We start from the raw sequence: 12,611 nt of genomic DNA on the forward strand, positions 1-12,611 counted from the left end.
CACCAGGCCAAAGCAGCTTAAATCAATCCGCAAACCGAGCCGGAAACTCCATTCTTCCAGAGCCCCAAAAGTCTCAAATTATTCGACGACGGACAGAGTTCACGCTCACCATTGAGGAAAAGAAGATCGTCATCGATGACGCTGGCACCGAAGTCCATGCCATGACTTTCAATGGCTCGGTCCCCGGCCCGATGATGGTCGTTCATGAAGGCGACTATGTTGAGCTTACGCTGATCAACCCCGACACCAACAGCCTGCAGCACAACATCGATTTCCATTCGGCAACCGGTGCGCTTGGCGGCGGCGCGCTGACACTGGTCAATCCGGGCGAAACGGCGGTACTGCGCTTCAAGGCCACAAAGGCCGGCGTCTTCGTCTACCATTGTGCACCTCCCGGCATGGTGCCGTGGCACGTCACCTCGGGCATGAACGGCGCGATCATGGTCCTGCCGCGTGAAGGCCTGAAAGACCACAAGGGCAATGATCTGCCTTATGACAAGGTATACTATGTCGGCGAGCAGGACTTTTATGTCCCCAAGGATGCTGACGGCAACTACAAGAAGTATGAGAGTGCCGGCGATGCCTATTCGGACGTGCTCGAAGTGATGAACACGCTGACCCCGAGCCACATCGTCTTCAATGGTGCTGTCGGAGCTCTGACAGGCGACAATGCTATGACGGCAGAAGTCGGCGACCGGGTCTTGATCCTGCATTCGCAGGCCAATCGTGACACCCGTCCTCACCTGATCGGTGGCCACGGTGATTATGTCTGGGCGACGGGCAAGTTTGCCAACCCGCCGGAGCTCGACCAGGAAACCTGGTTCATCCCTGGTGGTGCTGCGGGCGCTGCCTACTACACCTTCCAGCAGCCGGGCATCTACGCCTATGTCAACCACAACCTGATCGAAGCCTTCGAGAAGGGGGCGGCCGCCCACTTCAAGGTCACCGGCGACTGGAATGACGATCTGATGACCGCCGTTGTCAAGCCGGAAAGCTGACCCTTGTGAATGCACGGGGTGCTTGATGAGCACCCCGTGGACTTCCTCTCTAACTCGTTGGTAATCGCCATGTCCGGCGTCGTTCTCACTCCCAGGCAGCCCAACTCTATCGGCTCGGTGCTGCTGCCACTTCTGCTAATCAGTGCCTTGTCCACTGCTGTCGTATTTCAATCCGGCATCGTCCGGCTGAATGGTGGCGCCGATCTGCCGCCGCCTCAAACCATCTCGGTGGCGCCGGGCAGTTTCGTCTATCGTCAGCCCGGCGAATTTTACCGCGCTGGATATGCCGTCGATGGGCCGAAGGCCGAATACGTGATGACGGCTCCTGTCACGATCATGAAGTATCAGGTCAGCACTCAGGACTACGATGCCTGCGTGGCTGACGGAGCTTGCCCGGCCCGGGAATCGGTAACCCCATCTCGGTCTGACATGCCCGCCACTGGTGTCAGTTACGATGACGCAACAGTCTATGCCCGGTGGTTCTCGGAAAAGAGCGGTGGAGTCTGGCGCCTACCAAGTGATGCAGAATTGGCCTTTACCGCTGGCACAAAGTTTCCTGACGACGCTCTCGGCATAGATCCGGACAATCCGAATCCAGCCTTGCGTTGGCTAGCCGACTATGAACGTGAAGCCGCCCGCAAGAGATCGAGGCAACCGGAACCACTTCCGTATGGAAGCTTCGGAGAAAGTGAGCATGGCCTTGCCGACTTTGGCGGCAATGTCTGGGAGTGGACCACGACCTGCAATCGACGTGTAGACCTCGTCAAGCAAGGACAGCAAGTCACAACCGAAGCCTGCGGTGTCTACATCGCCGCCGGAAAACACAGATCGCCGTTAAGCTCGTTTATACGCGACCCGAAAAGCGGAGGCTGCTCTGTCGGAGTTCCCCCTGATCATGTCGGCTTCCGGCTGGTCGAAGATCGTCGCTGGTACGCGCCTTTGCTCTTTTCGATCGGTGCCTTGTGAGGTAGGTTATCCCTCGATTTGGACACTCGCCATGACACCCACTATGGGCTTTCTGAGCCCTTAAGCGTGCGCGTTGTTGGCGGGAGAGGGATATATTTTGAAGCTTGATCGGACGATCATCAAGTCATTGTCATTATTCGACAAAATGACCGATGACGAATTGGACGCACTGCTCGTTCCTGCGCAGACAAGGCGACTGCCCATCGGCGAGTCCGTGTTTGAACAAGGTCAGCCTGCCTCATACTTCTTTCTACTTTTGCATGGTCGACTCAAGGTCACCCAGGTGACGAGTTCCGGTCAACAGATTATCGTGCGTGTCGTGCATCCTGGTGACCTGTTCGGGTTCGCCAAGGCGCTTCAACGACAAGACTATCCAGGCACTGCGCTTGCCGCTGCCGAAAGCTTAGTTCTGTCGTGGCCAACAGAGTTATGGCCGAAATTCGTGGAAAGAAATCCAAGACTCGCCGTCAGCGCGATGGAGACGATCGGTCAAAGGCTTGAAGAAGCCCATGTCCGCATTCGCGAAATGTCCACGCAAGAAGTTGAGAAGAGAGTTGCGCATACCGTCTTGAGGTTGGCGCAAAAGGCTGGTCGTTCGGAGGCGGCGGGAATACGGATCGATTTCCCGATCTCAAGGCAGGACATTGCCGAGATGACCGGCACGACAATTCATACGGTCTCGCGCATTTTTAGTGCATGGGAGAGCAGGGGGCTGATCGAAGGTGGTAGGCAAAAACTCCTGGTGCGCGATATGGTTGAACTTGCGTCGCTGGCGGATTCTCTTCCGGAGCGTCGATAATCAGGTGAAGCGTTCCCGTACTTGATATTGCGCAAAGAAGGGCTGTTCATCTTGGCCTATCACTTCTCCAACGGAACGAGGTGTTCCTGTCCAAGGAGATGAAAATGAAACTGCGTAGTGTAACCATGGCAGCCGTTCTCTTGCTTTCGGCCCCGGCGCTCTCAATCGCTGCCGATTTCGAAGTCAAGATGCTGAACAAAGGTGCAGAGGGTGCCATGGTGTTCGAGCCTGCCGGCTTGAAGATTGCCCCCGGTGACACCGTTACCTTCATCCCGACCGACAAGGGCCACAATGCCGAAATCATCAAGGGCATGATCCCGGACGGTGCCGCAGAGTTCAAAGGCAAAATGAACGAAGAAATCAAGGTGACGTTCGACGTGCCGGGGCTCTACGGCGTAAAATGCGCACCACATGTCGGCATGGGTATGGTCGCCGCGATCCTTGTTGGTGATGCTCCAGCCACCAACCTCGACGCCTTCAATGCTGCCAAGCTACCAAAAAAGGCCCGTGAGCGGATTGATGCAGCCGTCGCTGCGGCCCAGTAAAGACGTGTGCTAGCTGATGTTGCTTGATCGACGCCGCCGGGGTGTAATCCCCGGCGGCGTCGGCATTTCTGGACCGTATTGATATATGCGATCGATGCACGCATCAGATCCCGCCGTCAGCAAGAAGGCCGCTATGCGCTCGGTGAATCGCGTCTCGTAGTTCGTCGACCGGAGATGCGGTGGGCAGCTCTTTGCCTTCCAGCTCTTCCGGCACCTTCCAGCCGGGGTCGATGCCTTGCATGTTTGGTAGTTCGTGGGCAATGCCCTTGTGGCAGTCGATGCACGTTGCCTTGCCGTTCAGGAGATAACGAGTGTGGATTTCCGCGGCTCGCTCCGTCTGTTTCGACAGGTCCATGGCGACAGAAGAATGGCAGTTCCTGCACTCGAGACTGTCATTGGCTTTGAGTCTTGCCCATTCATGCTGGGCCAGCCGCAATCTCTCATCCAAGAATTTCTGACGCGTATTGATCGTTCCGAAGATCTTGCCCCAGACTTCTTTGGAGGCTTGCATCTTCCGGGCGATCTTGTCCGTCCATTCATGGGGCACGTGGCAGTCAGGGCACGACGCCCTGACACCTGAGCGGTTCGAAAAGTGGATGGTCCTGGTCATTTCCTCGTAGACGTTGGTCTTCATTTCGTGACAGCTGACGCAGAACTCTTCCGTATTCGTGAGTTCAAGCGCCGTGTTGAACGCGCCCCAGAACATCACGCCGCCGACAAAGCCGCCGAGCGTCAGGAAGGCAAGGCTGAGCGTCGCCGCTGGCGTCGTCAGAACACGCCATGTCCATGCAAACAGGTTACGGAGCCACTGCATCATTTAGTGCTCCTCGCCCATCAGTTTGACCCCCATGTCGCTCATGTCGCGGAAGGTATTACCGACCAGCGGGTTGCTCTCCGCCTGCGGTACGTGACAGGCGGTACAGAAGTATCGTCTCGGCGAAACATCTGCCAGCATCTGCCCTTCCCGCGTGATGTAGTGGGTGACGCTGATCATCGGTGCCCCGGACCCTTCCGTGAACTCACGCTTGTGGCAGGAGAGGCATCGGTTGGTGTTGACCGACAGCTGGTAGCCTTCGATGGAATGCGGAATGACCGGAGGCTGGTCCGGATAGGCGCGCATCTTGCGCACGTCATCGACATTCCATTTCGGCAGGGGCTTCGCCGGTAGACTATCCATTTGTTGTGGCGGGCCGGACAATTGCGGAACCGATTGTGCGACCACGCCGCCTCCGATGAGACAGGCTACAAAAAGGGCAACAATACCAAGTCGGCCTTTTGTCAGGCCACGGGAACGATCTTGACTGCGCATTTTTTGAAATCCGTTTGTTTGGAGATCGGATCGGTGGCGTCAAGCGTCACCTTGTTGATCAATTGGCTGGCGTCGAACCATGGAACGAAGATCACGCCGGGCGGCATGCGGTTGCGGCCGCGGGTCTCGACGCGTGTCCGCATCTCGCCGCGACGCGAGACAATGGTGATCTCTGCCCCCTGATTGATCCCGCGCTTTCGTGCGTCGTCGGCGTTCATGAAGCAACGGGCGCCGGGGAAGGCCTTGTAGAGCTCAGGCACTCTCATCGTCATCGAACCGGAATGCCAGTGCTCCAGCACGCGGCCTGTTACCAGCCAGAAATCATATTCCTCGTCCGGCGATTCGGCCGGCGGTTCATAGGGGACCGCCAGAATGACCGCACGTCCGTCGGGTTTGCCGTAGAAGCGTACCCCTTCGCCGGGTTTCACATAGGGGTCGTAGCCCTCCCGGTAGCGCCACTTGGTTTCCTTGCCATCGACGACAGGCCAACGAAGCCCCCGTTCCTGATGATATACGTCATAGGGCGCCAGATCATGGCCATGTCCGCGCCCAAACTCGGCATATTCCTCGAAGAGGCCCTTCTGGAGATAAAAGCCAAATGCTTCGGCTTCGCGATTGGCATAGTCGGCGTCCACCTCGGAGAGAGGGTATCGGTCCACTTTGCCGTTGGCGAACAGCACCTCGAACAGTGTCTTGCCGCGGTAATCAGGGTTCTGCGCCAAGATTTCCTCGGTCCAGACTTCATCTGTCGTAAAGCGTTTGGAAAACTCAACCAGTTGCCAGAGGTCCGAGCGCGCTTCTCCCGGCGCATTGACCAGTTGATGCCAGACATGTGTCCGGCGCTCCGCATTGCCATAAGCCCCCTCCTTCTCGACCCACATGGCGGCCGGAAGAATGAGGTCGGCAGACATGGCCGTCACTGTCGGATAGGCATCGGAAACGACAATGAAGTTGTCCGGGTTCCGGTAGCCGAGATAGGTCTCGTTGCTGGTATTGGGCGCCGCCTGGACGTTGTTGTTGACCTGGACCCAGTAGAAGTTCAGCTTGCCGTCCTTCAGCATCCTGTCCTGTTCGACGGCGTGGAATCCCGGTTTGTCTGGAAGAAGACCGTCCGGAAGTTTCCAGATTTCCTCGGCGTGATGCCGATGCTCTGGATTGGTCACGACCATGTCGGCAGGCAGGCGATGTGCGAAGGTGCCGACTTCGCGGGCCGTTCCACAGGCCGATGGTTGGCCGGTCAGCGAGAAGGGGCCGTTGCCCGGCTCAGAGATCTTCCCCGTCAGCAGATGCAGATTGTAGATCATGTGGTTTGCCCAGACACCGCGCGTGTGCTGGTTGAAACCCATGGTCCAAAGAGACATGACCTTGGTGTCGGGGTTGGCATAGAGCTCAGCCAGCTGCTCTAGAAAGCCCGGATCGGACCCCGTCAGTTCAGCGACTTTTTCCAAGGTGTAATCTGCGACAAAGGCCTTGAAGCTGTCGAAATCGATCGGCTCCATCTTGGTCGGGTCACCGGCGTTCTTCGCCTTCATCTCGAGCGGATCCTCGGCGCGCAGACCATAGCCGATATCGTCCACGCCTTTCATGAAGGTCGTATGCGCGCGAACGAAATCCTCGTTCACCCGGCCGGTCGAGATGATGTGATTGGCGATATAGTTCATGATCGCCAGATCCGTGCTCGGCTTGAAGATGATCGGAACGTCGGCCAGATCCATGCTGCGATGGGTGAATGTCGAGAGCACTGCGACTTTGACATGCTCGTGGCCCAGGCGCCGGTCTGCAAGGCGTGTCCACAGGATCGGGTGCATCTCGGCCATGTTCGACCCCCACAGCACGAAAGCATCGGCGTGCTCGAAGTCATCGTAGCAGCCCATGGGTTCATCCATGCCGAAGGTGCGCATGAAGGCGTAAGCCGCGGACGCCATGCAATGGCGGGCATTGGGGTCGAGATTGTTGGAGCGGAAGCCAGCACGCATCAGCTTGGTTGCGGCATAACCCTCGAAAATCGTCCACTGGCCGGAGCCGAACATGCCGACCGCTGTCGGTCCTTTTTCCCGCAGAACCTTCTTGCACTGCTCGGCCATGATATCAAAAGCTTCGTCCCAGCTTACCGGCTCGAACTCGCCGTCCTTGGCATATTGCCCATTGCGCTTGCGCAGGAGCGGTGTGCTCAGGCGATCCTCGCCATACATGATCTTTGAGAGGAAATAGCCCTTGATGCAGTTGAGGCCCCGGTTCACTTCAGCCTGCATGTCACCGTGTGTGGCGACAACCTGCCCTTCCTTGACGCCAACCATGACGCCACAGCCAGTGCCGCAGAACCGACAGGGTGCCTTCGACCATTTGATCTCCAGCGCTTCGACGCCACCGGGAACGGTCTGGGCATGGGCCGGCAAGCTGATGCCGGCAGTGGCTGCCGCAATCGCGGCAGCATGGGCCTTGAGCAGACTACGCCGCGTCAGGTCTGTATCCATTGACTATACCTCCTCCAAATTCTCTGCATGCTCGAAAACCATATTTGCCGCCATGACGTCCGGAAGGCCTGAAATGGCGGCGAGTGTCGCTCCCATCTCGCCGCTGGACCTGCCTTCAATCACGAGGATGATCTTGCCATTTTCGGCGGCATGTATCTCGACGTTCGGCATCTCTGCCAGTGTTTCGACAAGACGATCAGCGGCTGCCGGAGAGGTCAGAACGACGGCACTGGAAACATGGAAGTGTTCAGGGTTGCGCTGCGACATGCGAGCCATTCCTTGCCGATATGGAAATTGCGTTTGTCGGACAGTGACCTATGCAGAGGCCGCAGCCGGTGCAGTCATCCTCTACAACTGAAGGATGCCATGGTCCGCCAGCGCGTGGTCGAAACCGGATTGCGTCAGTCGGACAATGGTCGCGGCATGTCTGACAGTCGACGCTGTTGAGCGCCAGGCAATGCGGTTGCACCTGTGCCTTGTGGGGAATGGAGAGTTCGGCCCCGAAAAAGACATCCGCGTGCGGACAGTTTTCTCGACATTGGCCGCAAAAATCGCATCCGCCGGATCCGAAATCCAGTGCCGGTATGCCGGACTGCATCGAGATGATCGACTGCGGACAGTGATCAACGCAGGCGCTGCATTGATCGCAGATCTCTTCCACCGGACGTAAGAGACCTGGTGGCAGGATGCGGAGCTCTTGCCTGATCTGTCCGCGAAGGAGGGCTCGCCGCGAAAGTGAGGTCACCATGGCCTCCTCGCTTAAGCTGGAGGACCGGGTGGACCGGCGATGATCTGGTACATCCAGACCATGAAGCCGAAGCCTCCAACGGCCGCTACCGCAAGGATCGGCCAGATGCCAAAGGCGAGGATAAAAAATGTTACAAGCTCTGATCGGCGCCGCATACGACGGTCCGAGGCAGGTACCGGGGTCGAATTCTCGATGCTGTGATGCACGCGGTCTCCTCCTACTCCTCGCCGCAAGTGTGCGGAGTGTTCACTCTTCTGTCAAGGAAAGTGATGATTCGTGATGTCGCGATGGTTGTGTTGGGGGTCCTGTCGCTGCGGCGCTGGTGTCGGCAGCCATGCGATCAAAATATCGGGAAACCCAGCTCTATGTTGACATTTTCCCAAGTCGCGCAGGTGGACTAGTTGCTAAGTATGCGAAGCTTTTCAGGCTTGATGATTTCTATGCTGCGCGCATTGTGAAGCTTGACGATGCCCATGTCGCGCAGTTTCGAAATCGTGCGCGAGACTGTTTCGATGGTGAGGCCGAGATAATCGCCTATGTCGATACGGCTCATGGGCAGGTCGATTAAGTCAGTGCCACCTTGGCGATCAGCCAGATCGACCAGGAAAACGGCTATCTTTTCCAGTGAACTTTGGCGGCCGACGACAAGCAGGTGCTCCTGAGCTCGAACCATCGCCTTCAATGCGACGCCAACCAGGCGGTCGTTGAGCTGGCCGCCGGCTGCGCGTTCGACACTGGTCAGGCCTGTGTTCACCATGGCCTCGGCATAGAAGCTGTGGGTCTCATTGATCTCGAAGCCAAAGGTTTCGCCGACAAGATGAAAGGCGACGATCTGCCTGCGGCCGTCGGCCAGGAGGCGATAGATCCGCACAGCCCCGTATTCGATCTGGTAAAGTGATCGCGAGCGCTCGCCCTGGGCATAGATCACGCAGTCCGGCGCGTGAAAGGTCACCGGCCTGATGTGCGTCTGGCTGCGTGCACGCGGCGGGGGCGAGAGATGCGAATTTTGTGTGATGGAAGCTGCGGTTTGCATCGGCATGTCCCCTTTGGTTGAAGGGATCATGTTAGATTGGGAGCCTAGCCGCTATTGAGTTCTTCCACTACGGATTTCTACGTAGGGCTGACACCGCGTTGGCAATATCAGGCCCGTTAAGCGGTTTGGACAGTACGCAAATGTCCTGCCTGTTCCCCCGGCCGTAATCTCTGTCGTCCTCCGCCAGAACAACAAGCTTTATGCCCCGGCTGGCAAGACTGAGGCCGGCCGTCAGATCGGCAGGCGGCAGACAGGTGTCGAGGATGACGCATTCCGCTCGGCTGATCGCCTCGCTTGCCATGGTCCAGTCATTGAACTGTTCTACCGCCTGTCCATGCGTTTTAAGCGCAAAGCTGATCGACCGCAGCAAGGCTGGGTCTTTGACAACAGCAACAATGGCAGACAGCGTGGACAATGGGATTCCAGAAGCCAGGTCGTGATCTTTCACCAAGCTTTCAGATCGCATCCTGGCTGACGCCTCACCTTGTCATGGATCAAGCGAATTGTCGGGTTGCGCGGGGATTGGGCTAGATGCTGACTGTCAGCGACATGCGCACCAGTTCGGGAAGGCTGCGTGCTCTCATCTTCGTCATGACATTGGCGCGATGGACTTCGACCGTTCGCGGGCTGATATCAAGATTGAACGCGATAGCCTTGTTCGGTTGGCCGGCTACAACGGCCGACAGGATTTGCCGCTCCCGTTCACTCAGGCTGCCGATGCGGGAGCGGATGTCATCCACGCTCAGCGTACCCGCGGATGAATCTGCCAGTTTCTCGGCCGCCCGCCGCACCGCCTCGATGATGACCGACTCTTCAAACGGCTTCTCGATGAAATCTACAGCACCAGCTTTCATCGCTTCAACGGCCATGGGAATGTCGCCATGCCCAGTCACGATTATCGATGGTATGGGGGGCGAAATGCTTGAGATCTTGCGTACCAGGTCAAGCCCACTCATGTCAGGCATTCGCATGTCCGTGATCAGGATCGCATTGCGAAGGCTTGAGGCTATTTCTGAAAAGGTTGTTGCGGATGGATGAAGCCGCACGGCGAAACCGTTCACGGTGAGCATGAACCCCAGCGATTTGCGAAGTGCCTCCTCGTCGTCAACGATATGGACGGTGAAGTCATCAGGCTGCATTCTGGTCCTCGTCGTACTGGATCAAGGTAAAACTGAAGGAGGCGCCGCCGAGTTCACTTTTGGAGACGGTCATGTCTCCGCCATGGGCCTCGATGATGCGCCTGGAGATCGACAACCCGATCCCCATGCCCCCTGCCTTTGTCGTGGTAAACGGCTTGAAGATATCCTGGGCGACTTCCGGAGAAATCCCGGGACCGGAATCCTCGACCGTCACCGTCAAAAGTCCCATCTTGTCGGAACAGACACTGACGCGGATTTCCTTTTTCTCGGTTTGCTTCATCGCCTCGATCGCATTGCGCATCAGGTTGGTCAGCACCTGCTGAATCTGAATCCGATCGACGAATACCTGATCGTTGTCCGAGGTAAAATCGAACACGGTGCGTACGCCTTTTTCACGCGAGCCGACGAGGGCGAGTGCTCCGGCCTCTTCGACGAGTTGACGCAGGCTCTCCGTCCGCTTTTCCGTCTCGCCTTTGGTGACGAACTCGCGCAGGTGTCGAATGATCTGCCCGGCGCGAATGCTCTGTTCGCCCGCTTCCAGCAATGCGTCACGAACCTGGATGTCGCGATCCCCAACCGCGTGCTGTAGCAGGCGCGCGCAGCCATGCACGTAGTTGGCGATGGCCGACAATGGCTGGTTCAACTCGTGCGCCAGCGTCGACGCCATCTCTCCCATTTCGTTTAATCGGCCGAGCCTTGCGAGCTCGGTCTGGTACTCCTGCAGGCGGGCGGCGGATTCCTCTCGCTCCGTGAGGTCGCGAACGAACCCAGTGAAGAACCGCTTTCCGCCACGTTTGATCTCGCCGACCGCGAGCTTCATCGGAAAAGTAGAGCCATCCTTACGCTGGCCGACCACGACGCGGTCGACGCCGATGATCCTCTTTTCGCCGGTTTCCATGTAGCGGCGCATGTATCCGTCGTGTTCGACCTTGTAAGGCTGAGGCATGAGCAGCTTCAGGTTTTGCCCAAGCGCTTCAGCTTCCGAGTAGCCGAACTGGCGGACGGCCGCGGAGTTGAACGAGATTATGATCCCGTTCTCGTCGCTGACGATGGTGGCATCAAGGACCGTGTCGAGAATAGACCCCATTCGGGCCTCGCGGTCGTCAAGCGCTTCCCTGAGTTCCGCCAACATCTCTCGATTTTTGTTTGCTCGCCTTGCAAACCAAACAATCAGCGCTGACAAGACGGCAAGCGCGAGTGTTTGCACGCTAGCTGTTTCAAATAGAAGAAAATGACCTGAAAGAAGCCAAAGGGCCAAGCCGAAAACGGCTGCCAGCAAGGCCGGGCCCGCTCCCCCGATCAAAGCTGAGGCGACGACCAAAATCGGTACGAGTAGGGATAGCGTTTCTGAAGCGGCGTCGCGCATAGCAAATAGCCCGCCACCAATAGCTGCGACCGTTCCGAAAACCGCGACGACATACCCTTTGGAGTTGGGGAACGATCGGCTTTTCTTTCTTTGCGAGCTCACCATTTCAACCATGATTTTGAACTTACTCTACCCAAGCGATTTATGTGGTGCAGCCATCCGCACCAATTCAATCGATTCGGCTTCATGGTCGGGAACGTAGCCGTTGCTTCCGGTTGATAGAAGTCAAATAGTCGCCATCACAAGTATTCTCCACGACCTCAAGGCAACAGGTTGCCTCGGGCTGCAAGATGGCCGTCCTGAAATTCCAGCGCTATTGGGTAACACGCCGTTAGCACGACTTTTGTCGACTGCACACATCGCGGTACCAGCTTGTTCCAAATCAATCACGACCAGCTTTTGCCATGCTAGTTAGTTCACCAGAGTTTAACGCAAACCGGGCCACTGGCGTCGTGTATAGAACAGTCAGGATCTTCCTCGCATTTCTGCTCGTCATGGTCGGGCTGTCACACCAGCCCCCGCTTGGCGTTGGTGATATGGTGACGCTCGACGTGGCCGCGTATGTACTGCCTGATGGCACGTTGCCCGAATTGTGCGTTACGACCGACGATGGTGAGGTCCCCCACTACGGTGCAGCTACCATCTGTGAAGCCTGCTTGATTGCATCATCGGCGATGCTCCCGACTCCGGTCGATGTTGTCGGTCGCCGCATTGTCATTGCGCTCGACATGACGGTACCTTCGCTAAGCGACAAAGGCTATCGGCGTCTTTTTTCCGCGAACACTGCGCCGCGGGCGCCCCCGGTACCGGATTCCGTCTGAATCCGGTCCGAAATTGACGTCAACCGTCCGGACCGATCTCGTTTTGGCGCCGATGGATGTCGTTGCATCGTGATCGGCCAACTCCCGGTACCGTCATGTTGCACGTTGTCCCCGTCAGCACTTCACTTAGTTCGCATTCCAGCATTCCCGTCCCCTGTTCATCAAAAGCCAGGTTCTTCAAGGAACGTGACTTTGTACCCCCTGGCACCGTCCTGTTCCAACAGGGTCATCCGACAGTTCCCCATGTGTGGACGGCCCGTGGAATGCAAGACTCTGTATCGATGGGATCGGTCAGGTTCAGTCATGTGTCCGGCCTTTTATCGTGGCATTGTAGCCACTGGCCCTGATGAAGTCCGCGGATGGAGAGCCAATCAATTTGTCGAGCTCAAGGCTCTGGGGGAACCTAGGCTTTG

At 57.3% G+C, this 12,611-nt stretch carries 15 protein-coding genes; 5 read left to right on the forward strand and 10 right to left on the reverse strand.

The genetic code is table 11. From position 1 onward, the window contains the following. The 4 genes from nirK to CRO48_RS30640 all read left to right on the forward strand — a co-directional run. Positions 1-998 (forward strand): copper-containing nitrite reductase (gene nirK / locus CRO48_RS30625; RefSeq protein ID WP_102026027.1); only part of this gene is annotated, 998 nt, incomplete at its 5' end. Between the two features lie 69 nt (positions 999-1,067). Then, complete coding sequence (locus CRO48_RS30630) at positions 1,068-1,964, forward strand: SUMF1/EgtB/PvdO family nonheme iron enzyme (protein ID WP_097143430.1); 897 nt, start codon at positions 1,068-1,070, stop codon at positions 1,962-1,964. A gap of 97 nt (positions 1,965-2,061) precedes the next feature. After that, positions 2,062-2,763 (forward strand): Crp/Fnr family transcriptional regulator, encoded by a 702-nt coding sequence (locus tag CRO48_RS30635; protein WP_054149264.1) that lies wholly within the window; start codon positions 2,062-2,064, stop codon positions 2,761-2,763. A gap of 104 nt (positions 2,764-2,867) precedes the next feature. Next, entirely contained in the window at positions 2,868-3,308 is a 441-nt protein-coding gene (locus CRO48_RS30640) for a pseudoazurin (protein ID WP_370691535.1), read from the forward strand. Positions 3,309-3,411: 103 nt separating this feature from the next. Here CRO48_RS30640 and CRO48_RS30645 read toward each other — a convergent pair whose 3' ends face one another. The 10 genes from CRO48_RS30645 to CRO48_RS30690 all read right to left on the reverse strand — a co-directional run bounded on the left by CRO48_RS30645 (position 3,412) and on the right by CRO48_RS30690 (position 11,491). Then, on the reverse strand, positions 3,412-4,122 hold the full coding sequence (locus tag CRO48_RS30645; protein WP_097143431.1) for a NapC/NirT family cytochrome c: 711 nt from the start codon (positions 4,120-4,122) through the stop codon (positions 3,412-3,414). 3 nt (positions 4,123-4,125) lie between these two features. Continuing rightward, on the reverse strand, positions 4,126-4,617 hold the full coding sequence (locus CRO48_RS30650; RefSeq protein ID WP_097143424.1) for a nitrate reductase cytochrome c-type subunit: 492 nt from the start codon (positions 4,615-4,617) through the stop codon (positions 4,126-4,128). After that, positions 4,587-7,091, reverse strand: coding sequence for a periplasmic nitrate reductase subunit alpha (gene napA / locus CRO48_RS30655; RefSeq protein ID WP_097143425.1), 2,505 nt, complete (start codon positions 7,089-7,091; stop codon positions 4,587-4,589). Before napA ends, CRO48_RS30650 begins: the two co-directional genes overlap by 31 nt. A 3-nt stretch (positions 7,092-7,094) precedes the next feature. Next, positions 7,095-7,358, reverse strand: a complete 264-nt coding sequence (locus tag CRO48_RS30660) for a chaperone NapD (protein ID WP_097143426.1) — start codon at positions 7,356-7,358, stop codon at positions 7,095-7,097. Next, entirely contained in the window at positions 7,339-7,839 is a 501-nt protein-coding gene (locus CRO48_RS30665) for a ferredoxin-type protein NapF (protein ID WP_097143427.1), read from the reverse strand. Before CRO48_RS30665 ends, CRO48_RS30660 begins: the two co-directional genes overlap by 20 nt. An 11-nt stretch (positions 7,840-7,850) precedes the next feature. After that, positions 7,851-8,033: a periplasmic nitrate reductase, NapE protein gene (gene napE, locus CRO48_RS30670; protein ID WP_280952710.1), complete on the reverse strand. Its 183-nt coding sequence runs from the start codon at positions 8,031-8,033 to the stop codon at positions 7,851-7,853. Positions 8,034-8,236: 203 nt separating this feature from the next. Next, positions 8,237-8,872, reverse strand: a complete 636-nt coding sequence (locus tag CRO48_RS30675; RefSeq protein ID WP_097143432.1) for a helix-turn-helix domain-containing protein — start codon at positions 8,870-8,872, stop codon at positions 8,237-8,239. A gap of 67 nt (positions 8,873-8,939) precedes the next feature. Beyond that, positions 8,940-9,320, reverse strand: a complete 381-nt coding sequence (locus CRO48_RS30680) for a hypothetical protein (protein WP_097143428.1) — start codon at positions 9,318-9,320, stop codon at positions 8,940-8,942. A gap of 79 nt (positions 9,321-9,399) precedes the next feature. After that, positions 9,400-10,011 carry a response regulator FixJ gene (fixJ, locus tag CRO48_RS30685; protein WP_054149271.1) on the reverse strand — a complete coding sequence of 204 codons (612 nt, stop codon included), beginning with the start codon at positions 10,009-10,011 and terminating at the stop codon, positions 9,400-9,402. Next, on the reverse strand, positions 10,001-11,491 hold the full coding sequence (locus tag CRO48_RS30690) for a PAS domain S-box protein (RefSeq protein WP_407071966.1): 1,491 nt from the start codon (positions 11,489-11,491) through the stop codon (positions 10,001-10,003). Before CRO48_RS30690 ends, fixJ begins: the two co-directional genes overlap by 11 nt. Before the next feature lie 422 nt (positions 11,492-11,913). On the opposite strand from CRO48_RS30690, the gene CRO48_RS30695 reads away from it, so the two are divergent. Then, a complete protein-coding gene (locus CRO48_RS30695; protein WP_141402161.1) occupies positions 11,914-12,198 on the forward strand; it encodes a hypothetical protein in 285 nt (94 codons plus the stop codon). Positions 12,199-12,611 lie beyond the last annotated feature (413 nt).

It is taken from the genome of Rhizobium subbaraonis, from assembly GCF_900220975.1.
GTDB lineage: Bacteria > Pseudomonadota > Alphaproteobacteria > Rhizobiales > Rhizobiaceae > Mycoplana > Mycoplana subbaraonis.

What these genes read in the sequence shown, in the direction of transcription:
- napA (WP_097143425.1), bottom strand. Translation starts at nt 7,091, where the DNA reads ATGGATACAGACCTGACGCGGCGTAGTCTGCTCAAGGCCCATGCTGCC.
- CRO48_RS30640 (WP_370691535.1), top strand. Translation starts at nt 2,868, where the DNA reads ATGAAACTGCGTAGTGTAACCATGGCAGCCGTTCTCTTGCTTTCGGCC.
- CRO48_RS30650 (WP_097143424.1), bottom strand. Translation starts at nt 4,617, where the DNA reads ATGCGCAGTCAAGATCGTTCCCGTGGCCTGACAAAAGGCCGACTTGGT.
- CRO48_RS30645 (WP_097143431.1), bottom strand. Translation starts at nt 4,122, where the DNA reads ATGCAGTGGCTCCGTAACCTGTTTGCATGGACATGGCGTGTTCTGACG.
- CRO48_RS30630 (WP_097143430.1), top strand. Translation starts at nt 1,068, where the DNA reads ATGTCCGGCGTCGTTCTCACTCCCAGGCAGCCCAACTCTATCGGCTCG.
- CRO48_RS30690 (WP_407071966.1), bottom strand. Translation starts at nt 11,491, where the DNA reads ATGGTTGAAATGGTGAGCTCGCAAAGAAAGAAAAGCCGATCGTTCCCC.
- CRO48_RS30695 (WP_141402161.1), top strand. Translation starts at nt 11,914, where the DNA reads ATGGTGACGCTCGACGTGGCCGCGTATGTACTGCCTGATGGCACGTTG.
- fixJ (WP_054149271.1), bottom strand. Translation starts at nt 10,011, where the DNA reads ATGCAGCCTGATGACTTCACCGTCCATATCGTTGACGACGAGGAGGCA.
- CRO48_RS30675 (WP_097143432.1), bottom strand. Translation starts at nt 8,872, where the DNA reads ATGCAAACCGCAGCTTCCATCACACAAAATTCGCATCTCTCGCCCCCG.
- CRO48_RS30665 (WP_097143427.1), bottom strand. Translation starts at nt 7,839, where the DNA reads ATGGTGACCTCACTTTCGCGGCGAGCCCTCCTTCGCGGACAGATCAGG.
- CRO48_RS30660 (WP_097143426.1), bottom strand. Translation starts at nt 7,358, where the DNA reads ATGTCGCAGCGCAACCCTGAACACTTCCATGTTTCCAGTGCCGTCGTT.